General features: G+C 45.8%; 18 protein-coding genes. 16 read left to right on the plus strand and 2 right to left on the minus strand.

The annotated features are described in order from the left end of the window. From QZ938_RS19340 to QZ938_RS19375, 8 genes are all read left to right on the plus strand, one after another. Window positions 1–238: hypothetical protein (locus QZ938_RS19340; protein WP_293365625.1), on the plus strand; the 238-nt coding region annotated here is incomplete at its 5' end. A gap of 294 nt (window positions 239–532) precedes the next feature. Then, window positions 533–3274, plus strand: a complete 2742-nt coding sequence (locus tag QZ938_RS19345) for a COR domain-containing protein (RefSeq protein ID WP_293352870.1) — start codon at window positions 533–535, stop codon at window positions 3272–3274. A 386-nt stretch (window positions 3275–3660) separates the two neighbouring features. Continuing rightward, on the plus strand, window positions 3661–4440 hold the full coding sequence (locus QZ938_RS19350) for a class I SAM-dependent methyltransferase (protein ID WP_293352872.1): 780 nt from the start codon (window positions 3661–3663) through the stop codon (window positions 4438–4440). A 377-nt stretch (window positions 4441–4817) separates the two neighbouring features. Then, complete coding sequence (gene crtO / locus QZ938_RS19355) at window positions 4818–6509, plus strand: beta-carotene ketolase CrtO (protein ID WP_293352874.1); 1692 nt, start codon at window positions 4818–4820, stop codon at window positions 6507–6509. A gap of 334 nt (window positions 6510–6843) precedes the next feature. After that, window positions 6844–7944 (plus strand): saccharopine dehydrogenase NADP-binding domain-containing protein, encoded by a 1101-nt coding sequence (locus QZ938_RS19360; RefSeq protein ID WP_293352876.1) that lies wholly within the window; start codon window positions 6844–6846, stop codon window positions 7942–7944. Between the two features lie 413 nt (window positions 7945–8357). Beyond that, window positions 8358–8711, plus strand: a complete 354-nt coding sequence (locus tag QZ938_RS19365) for a hypothetical protein (RefSeq protein WP_293147891.1) — start codon at window positions 8358–8360, stop codon at window positions 8709–8711. A gap of 420 nt (window positions 8712–9131) precedes the next feature. Next, window positions 9132–9653 carry a hypothetical protein gene (locus tag QZ938_RS19370; protein ID WP_293147889.1) on the plus strand — a complete coding sequence of 174 codons (522 nt, stop codon included), beginning with the start codon at window positions 9132–9134 and terminating at the stop codon, window positions 9651–9653. A gap of 643 nt (window positions 9654–10296) precedes the next feature. Beyond that, window positions 10297–11622, plus strand: coding sequence for a hypothetical protein (locus QZ938_RS19375; RefSeq protein WP_363318870.1), 1326 nt, complete (start codon window positions 10297–10299; stop codon window positions 11620–11622). Between the two features lie 165 nt (window positions 11623–11787). Here the strand turns inward: QZ938_RS19375 and QZ938_RS19380 are convergent, their stop codons facing one another. Further along, the gene (locus QZ938_RS19380; RefSeq protein WP_293352880.1) at window positions 11788–12132 is read right to left on the minus strand and encodes a hypothetical protein; all 345 of its coding nucleotides are present in this window, start codon (window positions 12130–12132) and stop codon (window positions 11788–11790) included. A gap of 113 nt (window positions 12133–12245) precedes the next feature. Here QZ938_RS19380 and QZ938_RS19385 point away from each other — a divergent pair, with 113 nt between their 5' ends. The 8 genes from QZ938_RS19385 to QZ938_RS19420 all read left to right on the plus strand — a co-directional run bounded on the left by QZ938_RS19385 (window position 12246) and on the right by QZ938_RS19420 (window position 22742). Then, the gene (locus QZ938_RS19385) at window positions 12246–13139 is read left to right on the plus strand and encodes an ion channel (RefSeq protein ID WP_293352882.1); all 894 of its coding nucleotides are present in this window, start codon (window positions 12246–12248) and stop codon (window positions 13137–13139) included. 249 nt (window positions 13140–13388) lie between these two features. After that, window positions 13389–13715 carry a DUF433 domain-containing protein gene (locus QZ938_RS19390; protein ID WP_293147881.1) on the plus strand — a complete coding sequence of 109 codons (327 nt, stop codon included), beginning with the start codon at window positions 13389–13391 and terminating at the stop codon, window positions 13713–13715. Between the two features lie 181 nt (window positions 13716–13896). Then, window positions 13897–14223, plus strand: coding sequence for a DUF433 domain-containing protein (locus tag QZ938_RS19395; RefSeq protein WP_293147879.1), 327 nt, complete (start codon window positions 13897–13899; stop codon window positions 14221–14223). A 3-nt stretch (window positions 14224–14226) separates the two neighbouring features. Beyond that, entirely contained in the window at window positions 14227–14577 is a 351-nt protein-coding gene (locus tag QZ938_RS19400) for a DUF5615 family PIN-like protein (protein ID WP_293147877.1), read from the plus strand. A 241-nt stretch (window positions 14578–14818) separates the two neighbouring features. Next, on the plus strand, window positions 14819–15994 hold the full coding sequence (locus tag QZ938_RS19405) for an exonuclease SbcCD subunit D (protein ID WP_293352884.1): 1176 nt from the start codon (window positions 14819–14821) through the stop codon (window positions 15992–15994). 461 nt (window positions 15995–16455) lie between these two features. Continuing rightward, complete coding sequence (locus tag QZ938_RS19410; protein ID WP_293352886.1) at window positions 16456–19497, plus strand: SMC family ATPase; 3042 nt, start codon at window positions 16456–16458, stop codon at window positions 19495–19497. A 190-nt stretch (window positions 19498–19687) separates the two neighbouring features. Then, window positions 19688–20857, plus strand: coding sequence for a pyridoxal phosphate-dependent aminotransferase (locus QZ938_RS19415; RefSeq protein WP_293352888.1), 1170 nt, complete (start codon window positions 19688–19690; stop codon window positions 20855–20857). 16 nt (window positions 20858–20873) lie between these two features. Further along, a complete protein-coding gene (locus QZ938_RS19420) occupies window positions 20874–22742 on the plus strand; it encodes an aminopeptidase P family protein (RefSeq protein WP_293352890.1) in 1869 nt (622 codons plus the stop codon). Window positions 22743–22827: 85 nt separating this feature from the next. Here QZ938_RS19420 and QZ938_RS19425 read toward each other — a convergent pair whose 3' ends face one another. Continuing rightward, window positions 22828–23052 (minus strand): hypothetical protein, encoded by a 225-nt coding sequence (locus tag QZ938_RS19425; protein WP_293352892.1) that lies wholly within the window; start codon window positions 23050–23052, stop codon window positions 22828–22830. Between the last annotated feature and the right edge of the window lie 262 nt (window positions 23053–23314).

Raw genomic sequence — 23314 nt, forward strand, 5'->3', positions numbered from 1 at the left:
TCAGAAACCGGGTTTCTCTCCAAAATCTGGTGGGGATGCGAAAATTGTCGCAGAAACCCGGTTTCTTGGATTTGGGGGCGATCGCGCAGGGCCTCAGAAACCGGGTTTCTCTCCAAAATCTGGTGGGGATGCGAAAATTGTCGCAGAAACCCGGTTTCTTGGATTTGGGGGCGATCGCGCAGGGCCTCAGAAACCGGGTTTCTCTCCAAAATCTGGTGGGATGCGAAAATTGTCGTAGAAACCCGGTTTCTTGGATTTGGGGGCGATGTATGGGGCCTCAGAAACCGGGTTTCTCTCCAAAATCTCGGTGAGGAGGCGTAAATCCTCGCAGAAACCCGGTTTCTTGTACTAAGCCCAGGGACTCAAAAACCCGGTTTAGCTCGTTTACTCCAACCTCACGAATCGCCAAAATATTCGTGTTATTTTGTATTGAGATTAAGGAATATTCAAAATCAAATGATGTCTCAAGATCGCCCTTTCATCTCAAAGGTAGATCGAACTTATATACAAAAATAAAAACAAGGAATTGGCAATGTTAGAAACTGAGGGCGATCGGATAGCACGGCAGCGCATTGAAGAGGCACAGCGAAAGGGATCAACATTTCTCGATCTTATGGGTCTGAAACTGACGAAACTGCCAGAGGCGATCGCATCTCTCACCCAGTTGCGAACGCTTTGGCTCGAAAACAACCAACTGAAGGAACTGCCAGAGGCACTCGCCTCCCTCACCCAGTTGCAAGAGCTTTGGCTCGAATACAACCAACTGACGAAACTGCCAGATACGATTGGCTCTCTCACCCAGTTGCAAGAGCTTTGCCTCTACAACAACGAACTGAGGGAACTGCCAGAAGCGATCGCCTCTCTCACCCAGTTGCAAAAGCTTAACCTCAACAACAACCCTCTCAATCCTGACCTCGCTGCCGCCTATCAACAAGGCACTGAAGCCGTCTTGCAATACCTGCGGGCAAAAGCCGAAGCACAAATCACCCTGAACGAAGCCAAACTAATTTTGATCGGTGAAGGCGAAGTAGGCAAAACTTGTCTCCTCGGAGCATTGCGCGAGGATGAATGGCTAGAAAGTCGTCCCACCACTCACGGCATTGAAATTAAGCCAGTCATTGTCACCCATCCCGACACCGGCACAGAAATATCCCTCAATGGTTGGGATTTTGGCGGTCAACCCGTTTATCGACCCACACACCAGTTGTTTTTCAGTGCTCCAGCCGTGTATCTGGTGGTGTGGAAGCCGCGAGAAGGCCCCCAACAAGGCTTTGTCAAAGAGTGGATTACTCTGATCAAACATCGCGAACCAGATGCCAAAGTGCTAGTAGTCGCCACCCACGGCGGCCCCGGACAGCGACAACCCGACATTGACAGACAGGAAATTTGCGATCGATTCGGCTGCGATACGGTGCTTGGCTTCTTCCATGTCAACAGCAAACCTGACGATCGAAACTCCTGCAACGGCGTGGCAGAATTAAAAAGTGCGATCGCTAATGTCGCCGCCTCTCTTCCCGAAATGGGACGTTCGGTTCCCGCCAAATGGCAGCGAGTGCGGGAAATCTTCCAGACAAACGATCGAGCCTATCTCCCCTACGATGAAGTTATTACCATCTGCACTCAATACGGAATCGATAAAGAACAAGCAGAACTTTTCCTTCGTATTTCCCATGTTTTGGGGCATATCATTCATTACCACTACGATCCAATACTGCGGGATATTGTCATCCTCAAACCGGACTGGTTGGCCAAGGCAATTAGTTTCGTACTCGATGATGAATTGACCCGCCGCCGCAATGGTTTAGTAGACTTCGATCATCTCAGTGAATTATGGAGTAATCCCCCATTTCCCGGCGAGAATGGCTACCCGAAAAAACTACATCCCATCTTTCTCAAGCTGATGGAACGCTTCGATTTATCTTACCGCGTGGTGATCGACCCAACTAAACCCAGCAACACCAGTTTGATCGCTCAACTCGTACCCGATACGCGCCCGGAATTGCCCGATTGGGGACAGCAACCGGAAGCCGGAGACAGACAACAAGTCCAAATCTGTCGGATTGTAGACGATCGAGGACAACTTGCAGTAGCAGAAGGATTGTTTTACCAGTTGATTGTGCGCTTGCACAAATACTCGCTGGGGCGATGCAATTACGAACAAAGCATCCATTGGCAACGCGGTTTGATGCTTGACGACGACTACAACGGTCGGGCATTGCTGGAATATATTGACAGTGATGTCAAAATCACCGTGCGGGCAGCTTATCCAGAACGGTTTTTGTCTTATCTCACCGCAGAGATTAAATGGCTAGTCGAGAATTTCTGGGAAGGATTGCGATGTAATGTGATGGTTCCTTGCATTTCGCCTTGTGGTAAAGATTTGCCTGGAAACGCGCTATTTGAAGTAGAGAAACTGATTGAAAGCAAAAAGAAGAATCGTCATGAGTATCCGTGTCCGATTTCAGGCTGCGGTGAATGGCAAAACATCGATTGTTTGCTGAATAACGCGCCAATTGCTCCACCTCCATCCCAAGAAATCGGCATTCAGCAATTCCGCACTATTGTCAAAGACGAGCTAAAAATCATCCGCGAAGATTTAGTAACTTTCGATAGTCGAAATCAAGCACGATATCAGTCACTGTCTCAGGAACAGCGAATCATTCTCAGCAAAGTCGATGAAGAATTTGCGTCACTGATGCAAATGCTCACCGATGAAGCAAAAGATGGGCCGCGTTTGTTCAGTTTCAAGCCCGTAGATCCCAAGTTTTTCGATCGCCCAAAATGGCTCAGCACAAAATTGCAAATTACCCTCTGGTGCGAACACTCTCGTCAACCGCTTCCCGCCTTAAATCCTCACGACAAGCAGAAAGGAGTTTATGAATTGGAAGTATCGCGCGCATGGTTTACCAAAGCAGCCCCCTATCTCAAACTTTTGACCGGAACCCTGAGTCTAGTCTTACCTGTCGCAGCCTCGGCAACAAAGTTCATGCTAGATGAAGCCACCTACAAAGGCATTGAAGAAGAACTCGATTTAGGACAAAAAAGCATCGAGTCTACCTTGAAAGGCAGCGATTTAGCTACTAATTCATCTACCGAAAATGATATCCCAGATTGGCAACAAGGCGACTCAGCGATCGTGGCAAAAGGCTCGATTTTGCGAGAATTACACGCGCTGCTAAAAGCCAAAGATCCTGGTTTTGGTGGTTTAGTTCGAGTGCAGAACAGACGGCGCGAATTTGTGTGGGTTCACGAGCAGTTTGTGGATGAGTATTAATATAGCGATCGTAAATCATTTGTCAATTTCTTGCTCCCTCCCCTTACTAAGGGGAGGGCTGGGGTGGGGTTAAAAATTTACGATTCCTGCAAGGATTCCTATATTGTTCGCCGATCGCCCGTTTTGCGCTACGATCGAACTATGATTCGGCGATTAAAATCGCTTCTACAAAAACGAAGTCCGCCTTCGCGGACTAAGAAAATAAATAATTTACCAACCCGGATTTGGTATGATTACTGATGGCTAATAACTAATGACTGATATAGCCTGTCTCAGAAAGATGAGGTATGACTGACAGCTTATATAACCGCTTGAATCCAGAGGGCTGAAGCCCAACAACGTACCTAATCTTTGTGAGAACCGCTATAACTCATAACTAATAACTAATGACTCATAACTCCCAACCACCGTTATACGAGATGAATCCACTCGATCGATTTTCCGATCGCGCTACGGATTATGTCAAATACCGCCCGAGTTATCCAGCCGCTGCGATCGATGCGATTTTAGCAGGAGTTGGGGAACCTTCACAGTTAACCGCAGCCGATATCGGTGCAGGTACGGGCATTTCTTCCCGTTTGTTAGCAGAAAGAGGCGTTCGAGTATTAGCGATCGAACCCAATGCCGAGATGAGACAAGCGGCTGCACTTCATACTTTGGTAGAGTTTAGAGATGGAACTTCCGAAGCTACTAATTTGCCTGAGAGATCGATCGATTTAGTCGCGTGTTTCCAGTCTTTCCATTGGTTCAATCCAGTTTTAACTTTACCAGAATTTCGGCGAATTCTCAAGCCATCGGGAAGGTTGGCTGTAGTTTGGAATTTGCGCGATCGCACGGATGCGCTGACAGAGGGCTACACTCAAATTGTTAAGAGCGCTTCCCAGAGCTATCCTGCCCAAAAGCACGATCGCTCGATCGAACCAATACTTGCGAGTGCAGATTTTACTTGTGTGCGATCGATCGAATTTGCTAATAGACAAGATTTAGATTTAGCAGGGTTAATCGGGCGGGCACAAAGCTCATCTTATATGCCGAACTCCGGGCCTCCATTGCAGAAACTTATCTCGGATTTAACCGAACTTTATCAAGCTCACTCCGACGATCGCGGCTTTGTTTCATTGGTTTACAAAACAATAGTTTATCTGGCAAATTCTAGGGATTATTAAGTTTTTCGGCAATACCGATAAATGAAAATTTCTGTGATATAATGCTGGGCAAATTGGCGTGGAGATCGCTCGTTCAGTTGACAGTTGACAGTTGACAGTTGACAGTTGACAGCGACCTCTACCTGGAAGTCCGAGGATTGGAGTAATGAATAATCTTCTTTTAATTTCTCCCGATCGGGGTTGCGGCTTTAAACCAATTCTTTCTGGTAAATTCAAGAAGAAATAAAGGCGATCGCACAGCCGCACTAGGCACACACTCCATCTTTTGTAAGATGCTAAAACTAATCTCTTAAGATGAATCTATTTCTATTGATAGAGCCCGCAAAGTTGTTAACATTTGTAAAATGAGCAAAACATCCTATCCCAGAGCTTCATCTATGCAAACGTATGATGTGATTATCATAGGAGCAGGTCACAACGGGCTTGTCTGTGCGTCTTATCTCCTCAAAGCCGGATATACCGTTCTTTTGTTAGAAAAACGTTCCGTTCCCGGTGGCGCCGCGACTACCGAAGCTGCGATTCCCGAATTACCAGATTTTAAATTCAACTTGTGCGCGATCGACCACGAATTTATCCATTTAGGGCCGGTTGTAGAAGAATTAGAACTGGAAAAATACGGATTAGAATATCTTTACTGCGATCCAGTTGCGTTTTGTCCGCATCCCGACGGCAAATATTTCTTAGCGCACGGTTCCGTAGAAAAAACTTGTGCGGAAATTGCCCGCTACAACGAGCGCGACGCTAAAAAATATGCCGAATATACAGATTTTTGGCAGCGCGCTTTGAGTGCGATGATTCCGATGTTTAACGCACCACCAAAGTCGATTATAGATATTGCTGGCAATTATGATATTGCCAAACTAAAAGACTTATTTTCAGTCATCGGTTCCCCAGGGAAAACGCTGGACTTTATTCGCACGATGATTACCAGTGCGGAGGATCTTCTTAACGAATGGTTTGATGAGGAATTTATTAAAGCACCTCTCGCCCGATTGGCATCAGAATTAGGCGCGCCTCCTTCCCAAAAAACCATTGCTGTAGGCGCAATTATGATGGCAATGCGTCACAATCCCGGCATGGCGAGGCCGCGCGGAGGAACGGGTGCATTGGTGCAAGCGCTGGTCAATTTAGTGCAAAGCTATGCGGGTGTTATACTTACTGACCAGCACGTCGAGAAAATATTAGTTGATAACGGCCGCGCTGTCGGTGTTAGAGTTGCAGGCGGTACAGAATATCGAGCGACTAAAGGCGTCATTTCTAATATTGATGCGAAGCGTTTGTTTCTGCATTTGATGGATGAGAGCGATGTTGACAGTGCCGATCCGAATTTGCGGGAAAGATTGGAGCGCAAAATTGTCAATAACAATGAGACAATTCTGAAAATAGATTTAGCTCTCAATGAAGTACCTAAGTTCGATCGCTGGAACCATAAAGACGAATATTTAATGGGTTCTGTGTTGATTGCTGATTCGGTGAAACACGTAGAAATTGCTCACACCGAGCCTGCGATCGGCAAAATCCCCGATTCCGATCCGTCGATGTATGTCGTGTTTCCGACGGTACGAGACCCGTCAATGGCTCCCCCCGGACACCATACGGCTTGGATTGAATTTTTTGCTCCCTACCAAATCGAAAATGCTGAAGGAACCGGCCAGCACGGTACGGGTTGGACGGACGAGCTGAAAAACAAAGTTGCCGATCGCTGCATTGACAAATTAGCAGAATACGCGCCCAATATCAAGAACTCAATTATCGGCCGCCGCGTGGAAAGTCCGGCGGAATTGGGAGAACGTTTGGGGGCGCTGAAGGGGAATTATTACCACGTTGACATGACGCTGGATCAGATGATATTTTTCCGTCCGTTACCCGAGTTGGCGAATTACAAAACGCCGATCGACGGTTTGTTCCTCACTGGTGCGGGCACGCACCCCGGCGGCTCGATTTCGGGGATGCCGGGACGCAATACTGCTCGCGTGTTCATGCACTCGCAGCAGCCGATCGCGCAAACGTTGAGCGATGCGGCTAATTCTCTGAAATCGACGGCTAAGTCGGTGTTTCGGATTAATTAGAAGTAAGATTTTTAGCAACCGCAGATGAACGCAGATAAACGCAGAGCGACGCAGATGAATCATCTTGATATTTGCGTTGCTCTGTGTTTTTTGTTTGTTATTTGTACGAGTATGCTATTTCAGGACAATCCGACTCGCGCGTTTTATATATTGGAAAAAACGGGCAAATCAATTAAAAAGTCATTCTTCTTGCCTATCGCCCCAGCCCATCTGCACTCATGGGCGATCGCCGATCGAGAGCCATCTCGAATTCTCATACATTCATACTTTATGCCGATGAAAAGACAGGCCCAAAGTTGACATACTGAAAGATGGCGTTACCCTTTTTTGAGCGATGGCAAACCGAGTTTTGATTGTCGGCGGGCGCGGACGAATTGGCAGCAGCGTTGCCCAAGATATTCTCACCTATACCGACGCAGAAATTACTGTTACCGGGCGCAACCCTGAAGGCTCTATTCTGCCGGGATTGCCACCCGATCGCGTGCAGTATCAAGCTTTAGATTTAGCAGACAGTGCTGCTTTGCGCCAAGCAGTTTCATCCTCTAACCTCGTCGTTCACTGTGCTGGGCCTTTTCACTACCGAGATGCCGGCCTGTTGAAAACTTGCATCGAAGCAGGGGTTAATTATACCGATGTCAGCGACAGCCGCAGTTTTACTCGCAGAGCTTTAGACTGCCGGGAACTTGCTAAAAATGCCGGGGTGACAGCGATTATCAATACGGGCATTTTTCCGGGAGTTTCTAACAGCATGGTGCGCCGAGATGTGGAGGAATTAGATACCGCAGAACACATTCATTTGAGTTATGTTGTCGGCGGTTCCGGCGGTGCTGGCGTTACCGTCATGCGTACTACTTTTTTAGGTTTGCAAACTCCTTTTGATGTTTTGGTTGATGGCAAACTACAGCAAATCAAACCATACACCGATCGCGAAATGATAGAGTTTCCCGCACCCTACGGCAAAACAGGCGTTTACTGGTTCGATATGCCGGAAGCGATTACTTTGCCCGAAACTTTCCCCGTAAAAACAGTTATTACTAAATTTGGCACTTCTCCCGATCTTTACAATCACTTGACTTGGTTTGTTGCTAAATACTGGCCGGATAGCTGGCTGAAAAATAATTCAGTCATTGAGTTTTTGTCTTATGTCAGCTACGGGATGACCGCTGTTAGCAATAATTTTAGCGGTGTGGGCGTGGCTGTGCGATCGCAAGTGAGCGGTATCAAAAACGGTCAACCCGCAAAAGTGCGATCGACAGCGCTACACCCGAATGCTGCCACAGCAGCGGGTATCGGTACTGGCAGCATTGCTCAATTAATGTTGGAAGGGACATTAACAAAACCGGGGGTTTGGTCGGTAGAACAGGCTCTTTCTACTGAGCTGTTTGAAGGAGCTATGCAGAGTCGAAACCTTAAGATAGAGCAGGTTTTGTTGTAGTTTTATCGGGTATTTATGCAAGTTTTGATGTTTGGTGCATGGGCTTTTTTTGATGAACCGCGAAGACGCGAAGCACGCGTTCGGCGAAGCCGTTCCCGAAGGGTAGGAAGAGGAAAGAAGAGCAAGGGTTTGTCATTGATGGGAGAACCGCTAGATAGAATTTTTTGCGGAAGGGGATCGCCCCTCACACTAGATGAGTTCCGCTGGTTTAACTAATCTATCTTTTGGTAGAAGTAATGGTAACAAGCAGGAGCTTAGGATGTTGCACATCACGATAAATATCCCTGTTCGCTCGATCGCTCTTTGGTAGCTGCGATAAAGATGGCGCTTTAACCGAGGTTCTTGATGCGCGATCGCCCGATCGGGACAACAAACACGATAATTTTTGCGACAAAATACGAGGAGACGTTGATATGAAGCGGGTTTTAAAAGCTCTTGGACAAACATTGAGTCAAAGCATTTTGCTGGTATGTACGCTGGCTTTGCTCGTTCTGGCCGGTCTGGCCGTCGTACCCAGTCAGGCTGCTAGCGCAGGTCAATACAGCAGTCAGGCGCAGCCGGAGGCTAAAATTACTGACCCCGCAGAAAGTTTTGAGGATCTCAATCCCCAAGCAGCTTACGAAGATATCGTCAATACAGCTCAAAATCCTGCCAAGGTTGAGAAGGTTTACGATGAAAGTTTAAAGGAATACAAGCAAGAACACCCGCAAGAAAACATTGTTCAAAAAGCTGAAGACCTGATTGAAAAGGTCACGGGCAAGGAATAAATTAACAATTTGTCATCTAACTCAAGTTGGTAAATATGCAGCTTGGGTAACGACAAATAAGAGCAGAGATCGCGACTCATATTATGTCCGCTCTAACAATCCAAACAAAATTGGTTTGTAGTGAGGACTTTAGTCCGCAAAAAAGAAGGACTAAAGTCCTCACTACAAACCGTTTTTATTGCGAGTAAGAGACGAGACACGATCTCGTTTGAGCGTAATTATTTAGGGTGCGCTCCCGCCGCGCACCTTAGGTCATTTGAGTAGCGTGTTTAACCACTTACTATTTAGTCCGGGATAGTTTTATGCTTCCGCTTCGCCTGCTTTTTAAGCTAGCATATTCATCCCTAAGGAAGATGAAGAAATAGGAATTAAAAAGCTAAATTTAATCGTAGTTACAGTTAGATAAAAGGAAAAAATATCATGAGCAATGATAACAAAACGGTGAAGCAACCTGATGCTAACCTCGACCCGCTGTCAGGGGAAACCGGAGCTCATCCTGTGGGAACGGGTATCGGTGCTGCGAGTGCTGGTGCTGCTGGCGCTGCGATCGGCGGTGCACTTGGCGGGCCTGTAGGAGCTGTTGTAGGTGCTGTTGTAGGCGCGTTTGGCGGCGGTTTGGCGGGTAAAGGTGTCGCAGAGTCGATCGACCCCACGGTAGAAGATGCTTACTGGCAAAACAACCATAGCTCCCGTCCTTACGCGGACACCAGCACAACTTACGAGGACTATCAACCGGCATACCGCACCGGTTATGAGGGCTACAGCCGCTATCGCAGTACAGGTAAAAGCTTCAACGAGATCGAAAGCGATTTGCAGCGCGATTACGAAACAAATCGCGGTAAGTCGAATGTGACTTGGGAAAAAGCTAAGCACGCCACGCGCGACGCTTGGGATCGGGTTGAACGGGCTGTTCCTGGCGACATTGATCGAGACGGCCGCTAAAGGCGCCAGCAAGTATTTTTCAGTCTTGGACTGCTTGAGATCGGATATCCTGTCCGATCGATTAATCACAATAAGTAAGGAACGCACGTGCGGACTTCAGTCCGCAGCCGGATTGCGGACTGAAGTCCGCACTACGAACTGAGATCGGATACCTTGTCCGATCGATTAATCACAATAAGTAAGGCTCGTAGTGCGGACTTCAGTCCGCATCCGGATTGCGGACTGAAGTCCGCACTACGAACTTTTTTTTATGGTAATCGAGCGGAGATGATATGACACTATTTTCAACACGATTTTAGCAAAGTTATTGGGGATTTTGAACCCACTCTATACATCGGAGAGGGGTATTTTTAAATGAGTTAAAATCGCTTTTTTTAGGAAGCCAAATCTTTCCAAGGCTGGTTTTCCGGCTTGAATATCAAACTCTGATTAACATAAGAGTTTGAGGCTGACATTTTTTTTGACAATTAGGCTTAAAATTAAACTAATTCAGGACTCAGGCATCGATCGCATATTTCGGTCATTCTTCGCAATCTGCGTCATTCTATCGCAGCCGGAGAGTGAAAGCGTCAGTTGCTTCAAGTCCGATAATTGTTAAGAATCTAAATCCTTTCATTCAAAATTGGTATAACTTGTGGATGCAATGTTGGAAAGAGCTTGGACACTCAAGCAAAATTTAATTGACTTTGTGCTGGATGCTGAGGGAGAGTTGGCGGTAGCTTTAGAAGCTTTTGCCGCAATTCGCTCGACGGGCGAGCGCTACGATATTGCCCAACAAAATCAGGTAATTGACAGTTTTACAGTCGAAGGTAAAGTCGGAAACAAAACGCCGATCGACCTTTTTGTCGAAACTCAGCCGGATTTAACCGAGATCGAGATCGGTTTGCTAAAAAGTTGGGGCCAAAAAAGCTTCACCGGCTTGTTTGAAATCACTAAAATTTCCCCCGACAGCTTGGAACTGATGAACTGGCTGACGGCGAAGCACTACTCTGTCAAGCCCAACAGCGCTAATTTCCTGCCAGAAATGTCTCGCTTTAAGTTAGGAGAAATCTTGCGGGCTCGGATTGCGCCTCTCACCGATGACTGGTGGATACTGTCGGGGCCTCCGATTGTCATGGGGAAATTGGGCAAGCCGAAGTTGGCGGTGGCGATCGGCAATTTCAAGCAAAATTACAAAAATAACCTCTACAGTGACGCCCCAGAATTGTTAGAGCAAGCTTGGAAGTCGGTAGAACAGTATCACGACGATTTTACCGAATTTTTTGGCAGCGACGAAGTGACGCTATCGGGATATCACCTCAACAAACAGTTGGCCGAATTTCAGGAGGTAATGACTAAAAAACGCTTAGCTGATATTGGCATCGATCGAAGTAAATCTCTCGCGGATATCGTTGAAGATGCCGGAATCGATCCAGAAGAAATCAAAGCAGTCGCCATCGCAGCAGCAGGCGCCGATGCTAATGCAGTTGAAGTGGCGATCGACAGCAATGCGAGTTCAAAAATGGTAACGCCGAAAGTCGAATTGCCCGATCGCTTCAAAAAAGCCGAAAAGGTGACAGCGCTTTCTCATTCCCGCTGGGGACAAACCTTTTTGTCTAACTACAGCCAGTTTACCGAAATGCTCGCAGCCGAGGACTTTTCCACCATTCCCGGTTACGATAAACTCCTTCGCAGCTATCTAGAAGATCCGGCAATTAATGCCTGGATTTGGCGGCGGTTAGCTAAAGTTAATCCAGCGAAATTACAACAAATTTTGCAAACAGTATTGCAGCGCACAGACTTTCAGATCGATCGCGATTTAGAGCCCCTGCTGCAAGAATTCAAAAAACCCTTAGAACCCGAACTCCCGGAAATTGCCAGCGTTCCCCTGCACCTGCACAACTTATTTCAGGAAGCTTTAGGCGAAGTTCACAAGTCAAAGTCCAAGCCGCAGGATAAAAAGAAAAGCTCTAAGGGTTTTAAATCCTGATTGTGCGATCGATCTTTGCGGGACGAACTCACGGCATTTGATATGAGAGTCGGTTTTAACCGACGATCTTTAATGCAAAACTATTGAAGAGGTTTGTAGTGAGGACTTTAGTCCTTCTTCACTCCAACCGGAAGGACTGAAGTCCTGACTGCAAACCCGTTCTTTTCACTCTTCAACTTGTCTGACAGCCATGCGTTGCAGCGGCAGGCTGAGGATACTAGAAGCAGTCAACAAATAAGAAAGAACAGTAGTCAGCTTCAAACTCAGGAACAACCAGCTATCCTCTGGTAAGTGAAGTTTCAGCCCGAAAACAGAGATGCAGTAAACTATCCAGTAAGTAAAGCTCATCTTGATCAGGATTTCTTCGCTCAAAGTGCGATCGGCGAAGCTATCCCGTAGGGAATCGTCAGCCCCGTCAGAGGTGGGATTATCGCTCAGCAACAGTAGACCCGCAATAGCAGCGACAAAAGAAACGATCGCCAGATTATCATGCCAGTTAAGCTCAAGCATTTTTAAAACTCCGCTTTTATCGTAATTTTTGGAATTAGACATCAGTCTAAAGGATAAGTTTTCCAGCTCCAAGCAATAGTTACAATTTGACACAGCCGCAGTTACAAATCGCAATGAAAATTCACCGCAATCGCCCGCCACAGCCTCGTTTAGTCAGTCGCAAAGGACAATTCCCCCTAAGTATTGTCAAGTTGGGAGTACCTCGCCTGCATTTTGCCGATCTATATCACAGGCTGCTAACTCTTTCTTGGCCGCAATTTTTTATGCTGATTTGTCTGTCGTATGTACTGACAAATTCTTTATTTGCCTTAGCTTACTTAGCGGGAGGAGATTGTATTGCTAATGCACGGCCCGGTTCATTCAAAGATGCCTTTTATTTCAGCGTGCAAACAATGGCGACAATCGGCTACGGTGCCATGTATCCGCGGACGGAGTACGCTAACACTATAGTTGCGATCGAAGCGTTTTTTGGTTTGTGGGGAGTCGCTATGGTAACGGGACTGGCTTTTTCGAGATTTTCTCGACCAAGTGCTAGAGTTATCTTCAGCCGCGTAGCTATAATCGCTCCTTTCAACGGCGTTCCGACTCTGATGTACCGCGCAGGAAATCAGCGCTTCAACCAAATTTTAGAAGCGCAACAGCGAGCTACTTTGATCCGCGACGAAGTAACCTCGGAAGGAGAATATATGCGGCGTTTTTACGATTTGCAATTAATCCGGAGTCAATCTCCTATTTTTGCCTTAACTTGGACGGTGATGCACGCAATTGATGAGAACAGTCCTTTGTACCAACTTACCGCCAAAGATTTGATCGAGCAGCAAGCCGAAATTGTAATTACGCTAACGGGAATTGACGACACAGTTTCGCAAACAATTCACGCCAGACATTCTTTTGTAGCGTCAGAAATTGTGTGGAATATGCGGTTTGTAGATATTATTCACAGACAACCGGATGGTTCGCGAGTGGTTGATTATACTCTGTTTCACGATGTGAAGCCTGTTGAATAAAAGTTTTGAGTTATGGCTGTTATCAGAAAAATGAGGTACGTTGTTGGGCTTTAGCCCTAATAGTTTAGTGGTTTTACAAGCTGTCTGTTATACCTCATCTTTTTGAGAAACGCTATACATTGTTCTCGGATTTGGTGCTGGCGGTGCAGCCTACGATTTACCGTTAAATATGTTGAATTAAATCTGGGTGGCAAGTGCTAGAATAGTTTGATGGTGACAAAACGTAGATTTTCATCACTAATTACGAACATGACACTAAAAGAATTACAACCGCAACTCCTGGCGCTAAGTCCCGAAGAAAAGACTCAAGCCATACAATTTTTAGCCCAAAGCTTAACCAACTTTTGGTCGGGAATTCAAAAGACTCCCGGCGTAATGGGTGGCGAAGCTTGCATCAGACAAACTCGCATTCCTGTTTGGCTGTTAATAAGTTATCGCCGTCAAGGTGCTAGCGATGCTCATATTTTAGAAGGTCATCCAGATCTGAGTGCTGCCGATTTGGTAAATGCTTTTGCTTATGCTGAGGCACACGTTGATGAGATTGAAACAGCAATTCACGAAAATGAGGAGGATTAAAAGTGCAGGTTTTTGTATTTGTTTAATGAAGTTGTGAGTTACATTATTCTCTATTCTTGGCTGGTAATGCGTACCAGACAATTGGAACTTAAATAGGCTGAATAAATCTGGGTAGCAAGTGCTAGAATAGTTTGACAAGTACCAAACATATACTTTTTACCACTTAGTACGAATAACGAACATGACACTAAAAGAATTACAACCGCAACTCCTGGCGCTAAGTCCCGAAGAAAAGACTCAAGCCATACAAATTTTAGCCCAAAGCTTAACTAACTTTTGGTCGGGAATTCAAAAGACTCCTGGCGTGTGCGGCGGCGATGCTTGTATCAGACAAACGCGCATTCCTGTTTGGGTGCTGGTAAATGCTCGCCGTTTAGGTATTTCGGAATCTGAACTATTAGAAGATTATCCGACTCTGCGTGCCGCTGACTTGGCAAATGCTTGGGCTTATGCTGAGGCATATCCTGACGAGATTGAAACAGCAATTCAAGAAAATGAGGAGGATTAAAAAGTGGCACGTTTTTATGCAGATGAACAATACCCAAGGCGAATTGTAGAATTTCTAAGGACTTTAGGTCACGATGTCCTGACAGTACAGGAAGCAGGAAATGCTAATCAAAAAATTCCTGATGACGAAGTATTAGCTTTTGCATTGAGTATCGATCGCGCTATTTTAACACTCAATCGCCGTCATTTTATCAAGCTGCATACATTACAACCAGACCATGCTGGTATCATTGTTTGTAAAGATGATTCAAATAGAGAGCGGCTGGCAGCGCGGATTGATGAGGCTATTTCTAATCTAGAAACATTAACAGGTATGCTGATTCGAGTTAACCGCCCGTCTGGTGAAGATAAGTGATAGAATATCTCAGTTTGAAATTAACTTGTACACTTTATAAATAAATCCACTATCACTGCACCTAATCAAACATAAAATACAACTCGCGCTCAAGTTTACTATCTAAGTCTTCTTCCTTCTGTCAACTAAAAGGGCGGGCACGCACCATCCACCGCCGCTACTACAAATCAACTGTCAACTGTCAACTGTCAACTGTCAACTGTCAACTGTCAACTGTCAACTGTCAACTGCCGAACTTACTATGCGAATAATTCATACTGCTGACTGGCATTTGGGACGACGTTTTCGAGGGATCGATCGCACTTCTGAAATTGCGATCGCCCTGGAACAGATTTTGAAACAAGCCAAGGAGCTCGATGTTGATGCTGTTTTGGTCGCCGGTGACATTTTCGACGTTCCCAACCCTCCAGCCTACGCTGAACGCATTGCCTATCAATTTTTCTGCGGACTCCAAGCAGCCGAAATTCCCGCAATTGCGATCGCCGGCAATCACGATTCAGCATCCCGCATCGACAGCATCGCCCAACTGCTATCCCTTGCCGGCGTTCGCGCTTTGGGTAAACCCAGGCGATCGGCAGACGGCGGCACGATTACTCTGAATACAAAAAGCGGTAAACTGTGCGTAGGAGCGATGCCTTTTGCTTCGGAACAAAGACTGTTAGATGCCAATTCTCTGTGGCACTCCGGCGACGCCAACCGCCGTCAAGACTACCGCGAGATTGTAGCAGATTTACTGCAAAATTTAACCACAGATTTTCGAGACAATACAGTGAATATGCTGATGGGACACATGAGCATTGACGGTGCTCGCTTGGCTAAATCCGAAGTCGCTTACTACACGCGAGAACAATACCTGCTATCATCGCAAACTCTGCCGCCAGAAGCTCAGTATGTAGCCCTCGGACACATCCACATTCACCAGCGGATTGCTAAGAATTCTCCCGCTTATTATTCCGGTTCTTTGATTCAGTTAGATTTTGGAGAAGCCGAACAGGAAAAAGGATTTTACTCGATCGAAGTTGAGCCGGGAAGTCAGGCAAAGGTAGAATTTATACCTGTGGCTTGCCACAAACCGTTAAAAGTGCTTCAATGTGATAATGACAATCTTGATGCTACTTTAGAAGCTCATCAGTATCATCCTGGTTATTTGAAGGTAATTGTCGAATTGGATAGCCCGCAAATCGGATTAGCCGATCGCGTGCGGCAAATCTGTTCTCAAGCAGTGTTAATTGAACCGCGCTATCGGGATGCACTGCTAGAACCAACAGAGAGCACTAATATCGATCCCAACAATTTCGATCCCGCAGCAGAGTTCTGCAACTATTATCAAAACCGCTTGGGAACGACACCACAACCCGCTGTATTGGAGGGATTTGAGAATTTGTACAAGAAGTTTAAGGAAACAGTTAATAGTTAAATATAGCCTTTCTCAGAAATCTGAGGTACTCATGGGCATCGGGCATCGGGCATCGGGCAAAGAGAGCATACATCACTTTTTTGAGAACCGCTATAGGTAATTGATAATTGGTGGACTTTTACCAAAATAATTGGTTTAAAGCCTCTCCTTTTAGCGAAAAATTAAAATCGGACTATTCATTACCCTTTGAGGGAGACATTAAAGTCAGACTATTCATTACTTCAATCCTATTCTTTCTAGGTAGAGGTTGCTCTCAAACTGTCAACTGTCAACTGTCAACTGTCAACTGTCAACTGTCAACTGTTTAATCAAATCCTCTTCCTTCCAGGTAGAGTTCACTGTCAACTGTTATCCCTAACAAACTTAAGAAAAGCCCATACCACTCGGAACAATATAATTGCCAAAATGCCCAATGCCCGATGCCCGATGCCCCATGCCCAATCCCCAAATCTAAAATCAGTATGCGTCCACTAGAACTTTTGCTCGAAGGATTTACCAGCTTCCGCCGGGAACAACGTTTAGATTTTTCTCAACTCGATTTGTTTGCAATTACTGGCGCTACTGGTGCGGGTAAATCTTCACTGCTAGATGCGATGACTTACGCGCTTTTTGGTACGACAAATCGCAGTGGCAAACAAGTAGCTGATTTGGTAAGTCAAGGGAGCGAAAATTTAAAGGTGCAGTTGCGTTTTGCTGTGGGTTTGGCACAGTATCGGGTGACGCGGAGGTGGCGTTTTCGTCCGAAATCTCCCGAGAACAAGGTGATTTTGGAAAGTTGGCAAAATGGCACTTGGGAAACTTTGGGAACGAGTATTGTTGCTGTTCAAAATACGATTGAACAGATTTTAGGAATGGATTTTGATACTTTTACTAGAGCCATTATTCTGCCTCAAGGCAAGTTTGATGAGTTTATTAAAGGGGATACTTCTAAGCGCCGAGAAATTTTGCGGCAGCTAGCGGGTTTTGAAATTTTTGAGCAGATGCGGAAGGAAGCAAACGAACTCGCGAAGTTGCTGAAACAAGAACGGGAAATGGTGGAAAGACAGTTAGCTGAGTTGAGCGCTCCGGCGGCGGATGAGGTAGAATTAAAACGATCGCAACTTTGGATTTTAGAGCAGCAGTTGCCCCAGTTCGAGCGCGCTGTTATGGAAGCTCAGAAGGCTGTGGATGAAGAAGAACAGCTATTTTCCCAAATCACTCGCTGGCAAGAGTTGCAACAAGAATTAGCGAAATTAAATGCTAATTCCGCCGAGATAGCAATTTTAGCACAGCGCTTAGAAAGAGCGCAAGCTGCCAACCATTTACAGGGAGATTGGGCTTTAGTGCGATCGGCTCGGAGTCAGCATAAAACTGCGGAAAGTGCTGCTTTATCAGCGCGAGAGCGGTTAACTAAAGCTCGCTCGGAGCAAGCAACAGAGCAACAGCAATTTGAAGCTGCCAAAGCCAAATTTGAGGTATTAGCACCACAAATTAAGGCTCGCGAAGATGCTCTGGCTGCTGCGAAAGTATATGAAGAACAGCGCACTCAATTAGACAAAGAAGTTGCCCTCGCCCAGAACAATCAACAGGAAAAACTCCGCTTTCTCCAAGTAGCAGATAAAGAACTGCACGCTGCTAATACTAAAATTCAGGTGGCTGGTTTTCGGGTTACTCAAGTAGCGGCAATGCTCGAAAACTATTCGCCGGGAGGAAAGCGTTTTGAAAAATTGCAGGAAGTTGCACCTTTATTGATGGAACTTCAGCTAATTGCCAAACAGGTAAAAACTCAGCGCGAACAGTTGAATAAATCTGTCGCTGAAAAAGGCATGGCCGAACAGAATTACGTGCAGGTTGCAACTAATTTAGCAGCAGCAGAAATCAGGCTAAAAGAGTGCAGTGCCGAGTTAGAAGCGGTGGAAACTGCTAATGCGGAAGCGGCGCGTTTAGAGAGTGTTGCTGCTGTCAGGATGTCGCTGAATGCTGGGGATAATTGCCCGGTGTGCGGGGGGGTGCATCCTGAGAGCGATTTGCTACCTGCTTTGCCGATTTCTAAGATTGTCGATGTTGCTGGTTTGCGCCGGAAAGTGGCGGCTGCAAATCAGGTTTTGCCAACTGCTCAAATGGCGGTGGCTGAGGCGAAAAGCGCAGTTTCAGCTTGCGAGCAAAAACAGTCAGAAATTGCTCTAGCATTGGAATTGACAGAGAAGAGAGTTGCTCAGTTGCAGCAGCAAATCACTCAAGTTCTGGAAAATCCGCAGTGGGAAGTCTTGCAGTTGCAGCAGGAGTTGGTTATACTTGCAGATAGCGATCGCCAATACCGCGAAACCGAGCAGCAATTCCAACTCGCATCCTTGGAATATAACAATTACGAACAAAGATTTAATTTTGCGGTGACGGCTCAAGCAGCTAAACAGCAAGAATATCAAGATGCGATCGCCGAATCAGACCGTCGGAAGCAGCAGTTGCAAAGTTGTGTGAATGCGCTTTATCAAATTACAGAATATCAACCCTATGCTAATTTAGCAAAAGCCTTAGCAGAAGACAAGCAAAAGCTGGCAAATCTACTGACAACTGCCGAAAAATCCTATCAAACCGCTCAAAATACTGCTATTCAAGCAGCCGAGAGAGAGCAACAAGCAGGGGAGGTTTTTGCACGAGCCCAAGCCAGCAAACAGCAGTTAAACCAGGATTGGTTAGCAAAATTAACAGCGGCTGATTTCACAGAAGAGACATTTTTAGCAGCGGTGGCGCCCGTTAGCGAACAATCGCAGTGGGAAAATGCGATTCGGTCTGTGCGCGAGTCAAAAATTCAGTTGGAGACGCGGGCGAAGGATTTAGGCGAGGCGATCGCAGGCAGGACTACCGATGAAGATACTTTAGCACAAGTGCGATCGGCAAAACACACCGCCCAAGAAAACTTCAAACAAGCCAACAACAACCGCGCTGAGCTTTTAGTGTGGATTCAAGTAGCAGCCCAAACCCTCGAACAAGCCGAAAGACTGTCCCAGCAAATTACAAATTTCACAGAACAAGAGCAAACCTATCACACCCTAGCGCAGAATCTCAAATCCAACGAATTTCAATCCTACATCTTAGAACATTTAGAAGCAGAATTAGTCGGCAGTGCCACCTTGATTTTGCAAGAATTAACCGAAAATCGCTACAAGTTAAAAAACCAAGACGGCGAATACTGGGTAACAGATAATTGGAATGGCGGCGAAGCCAGACGAGTGCGAACCCTTTCCGGTGGCGAAACCTTCGCCACTTCCCTATCAATGGCTTTAGCTTTATCAGAAAAACTATCTCAAGGAGCTCAACTGGGCAGCTTATTTCTGGATGAAGGATTCGGCACTTTAGATGCAGAAACCCTCGAAAGCGTCACTCAAATTTTAGAATCGTTGCGGCAGCGAGAAAGGCTGATTGGAGTGATTACCCACGTTAGAGGATTGGGCGAAAGATTGCCCGCCCAAGTTAAAGTTTTCAAATCCCCGCAAGGCTCTAGAATAGAAGTTGAAAGAGTTTAGAAGACAGGGCGGTTGAAACCGCGTCTACACAAGCAAAACCCGCCTCCGCGGGTTGAAGACTGGGTAGTTAAAATTACGCTGTTTTTTTCAGTTATTTTCTTCAGTCCGCGGAGGCGGACTTCCCTTGTGTAGACGCGGTTTCAACCGCCGTCTCCAAACAAATTTAATCCTAAAAACAGAGTTAAATTGAATGAAAAATCACCCAACTCGAATGCAATCGGTACAATCGCCAATCATTCCAGTAGTTGGCGAATTAATCCGGCAAAATCCGGGAACGATATCCTTAGGACAAGGCATAGTTTACTACAATCCGCCCCCAGAATCATTTAACAAAATCCCAGAATTCTTCGCAAATCCCGACAATCACAAATACAAAGCTGTCGAAGGCATCCCACAATTACAAGATGCCATCGCAGCTAAACTCAAAACAGATAACGGCATAGAAATTAACAACAAAAATTGTATTGTTGTTACCGCCGGCAGCAACATGGGATTTACCAACGCGATTCTCGCCATCACTTCGGCGGGAGACGAAGTTATTATTCAATCACCTTATTATTTCAACCACGAAATGGCGGCTGTCATGGCAAATTGTCGCCCGGTGATAGTAGAAACCGATGCCAACTATCAACTCAATATTGCTGCGATTAAAAAAGCAATCACCGACAAAACGCGAGCAATTGTCACCATTTCACCCAACAACCCAACAGGCGCGGTTTATTCTGCTGAATCTCTCCGGGAAGTGAACGAGATTTGCCGCCAACACAATATCTATCACATCAGCGATGAAGCCTACGAATATTTTACCTATGACGGCGCGAAACACTGTTCGCCCGCAACTTTTTCCAATAGCAGCGAACATACAATTTCCCTGTTTAGCCTTTCCAAAGCCTACGGTTTTGCGAGTTGGCGCATCGGGTATATGGTAATTCCGCAGCATTTGCTGGTTTCGGTGAGGAAAATTCAAGATACCATCTTAATTTGTCCGCCGGTAATTTCCCAGTATGCAGCCCTGGGAGCCTTGCAAGTTGGTAGAGGTTACTGCGATAATTATGTAAGGGCGATCGCACTTGTACGCCAAGTCGTATTAGACGAACTCAATACTATCCAAAATCTGTGTACAATTTCGCCAGCCGCCGGGGCTTTCTACTTTTTCTTGAAAGTTGACACCGAACTCGATACCATGGAATTAGTAGAGCGATTAATCCGCGAACATCATGTAGCCGTACTTCCCGGGACAACCTTCGGTATGGATAGCGGCTGCTATTTGCGCGTTGCTTACGGCGCCCTAGAAACTGCAACAGCCACCGCCGGAATTAGCAGGCTCGTGAAAGGTTTGAAGACAATTTTAAATCAGTAATATAGGATATCAAAAAATGGTTACAACTAACTTTAAAGCTGAACGCATTCTTGAGAATGCCTCCGTTGAAAAAATTGCTACTTTGCGTGCTTTGATGGCAAACCATGACTTAGATTGCTATTTCATCCCAGCAGTTGACGAACACTTAAACTTATCAGTCCCAGCAGCAAAGCAGCGACGAGCTTGGATTTCCGGTTTTACGGGTTCGGCTGGCGATTTGTTGGTTGGCAAAAATTCGGCTTGGTTGTTTGTCGATTCCCGCTATTACGAACAAGCAGAGTTACAAGTCGATGCCGGATTGATTCAAATATCCAAACTCGGCTTGGAAGGAAATTTAAGCTTAATTGAAACTTTAGAAAAACTGGCAACTGAATCCGCACAAAAATCAACTAAAATTAGATTCGGTTTCGATCCGTTTACCGTAGCGACAGAGCAATATCAAAATTGGGTGAACAAATTTGCAACAGCGGGAATTGAACTCGTATCGATACCGGAGAATTTAGCAGACAAGGTTCGACAAACAACAGAGACTTTACCCGCGATTGACGAATCTCCTATATTTAGCTTACCAGCATCCCTGACCGGAGAAACCGCCGCCCAAAAATTAGTCCGAGTCAGAGAATCGATGCAGAAAACCAACATCGACTTGCTCCCGATTACCAACCTCAATCAAATAGCGTGGCTGTTCAATCTGCGAGGCTCGGATATTCCCCACATTCCCATTTTCATATCCTACGCGATTGTCACGGCAGATGCAGCATTTTTGTTCACAAATCTCGAACGAGTTTCACCGGAAATCGAGCAAGAATTGGCGGGGGTTGCAACTTTACTTCCCTACTCCGACTATCCATCAACCTTGGAACGTTGTTTTAATTTGCCGAAACAAGTTCGGGTGCTATTGGACTCGAAACACAGTACGGCAGGCACGTACCAGTTAATTTTAGACCAGCAAAAAGCTAAAAATAACATTGAAATAGTTTTTCAGTTAAATCCCGTGGAAGGGATGAAAGCTCGGAAAAATCCGGTGGAAATCGAGCAGATGAAATCTGCTAATTTTAAGGCAAGTCGAGCTAAAACTCTAACTTTAAAATGGTTGAGCGAACAGCTAGAAAATGGTAAAGTCCTGACGGAGTTTGATGTTAAAGAAAGTATCGAAAGTTTTTATCAACAAGAAGCTGACTTTCATATTTTAACATTTAGAACGATCGCAGGTGCGGGAGCAAATAGCTCGATCGTACATTACGGCACTCCCAGCCCCGAAATCACGCTCAAACCAGGAGAATTGCTGCTGCTAGACTCAGGCGCACAGTATCTAGCCGGTACAACCGACGACACCAGAACTATGATAGTCGGGGAACCGACAACGCAGCAAATCGAACACTACACCACAGTTTTAATCGCACACATCAACTGTGCCATGCAGCAATTCCCGAAAGGTACAACCGGATCGCAGTTAGATGCGATCGCCCGTGCGGTATTATGGCAACAACAGCTAGATTACGGACACGGCACAGGCCACGGAGTCGGCGCATTTTTAGCCGGTCACGAAGGCCCCAACGGCATCAGCAAATTTGTCCAATATCCCCTCGAACCGGGAATGATAACCAGTATCGAACCGGGATATTACGAACCAGGCTGGGGCGGAATTCGCCTCGAAAATCTCTATGTTGTCAGGGAAATGCCGTCTAAAAACGGTACGGCTTGGTACGGATTTGAACCGCTGACGTATATTCCGTTCGAGCAAAAATTGATAAATGTCGATCGGCTGTCAACAACTCAATTACAATGGTTAAACAACTATCACGCTTCGGTAGTTGAGAAACTCGCCCCCGTATTCGATACTGCCACAATCACCTGGTTGAAAAAAGCCTGCGCTGCGTATTGAAAAAATAGGTACGTTGTTGGGCTTTAGCCCTCTTTCAAGATATAAATAAAGAGGGCTAAAGCCCAACAACGTACCTTGATTTGGATTATAATAAATTCGCCTTAAGCAAACGTCTTTTCAATCCAGAGCGACTGCTATATTGATCGTGAAGTTGTTGAAGCCGTTTTAAAAATTTAACTGTTTGGTTTTGATGAGCCGCTAAATCTCGGAGGTTTAAAAGTAACGGCACTACTTCATCGTAAGAGCTAGAAGTTCCTTTTTGAATAAGAGCGTCTATATCTTCCCAAGCAGCCGTTTCTCGCTTAGCCAAAGCTTCTAATTCTCTGATTCGTGCAGCTTTAGCTAGCTCTTTCTTTGTGTATTCTTCCTCTATTTCTGCCTTTTTTGCACTTTCTAAAAGCTGACGAATTGTTCGTTTACCAGGATTCTCCTCTTTCTTAACTTCTATCCCACATTCCGCAGATGTGGGTTTGATTTTTTTACCAGTTGTGAAAACTGGAAGCCCAAAAACTTTTGGGCTGAACCTATGCGGTTTTAGAGTTACAGATACTTGTCAAATTCACCTAAAATAA

Origin of the sequence: Microcoleus sp. CAWBG27 (assembly GCF_020883145.1) — a bacterium.
Taxonomy (GTDB): domain Bacteria; phylum Cyanobacteriota; class Cyanobacteriia; order Cyanobacteriales; family Microcoleaceae; genus Microcoleus.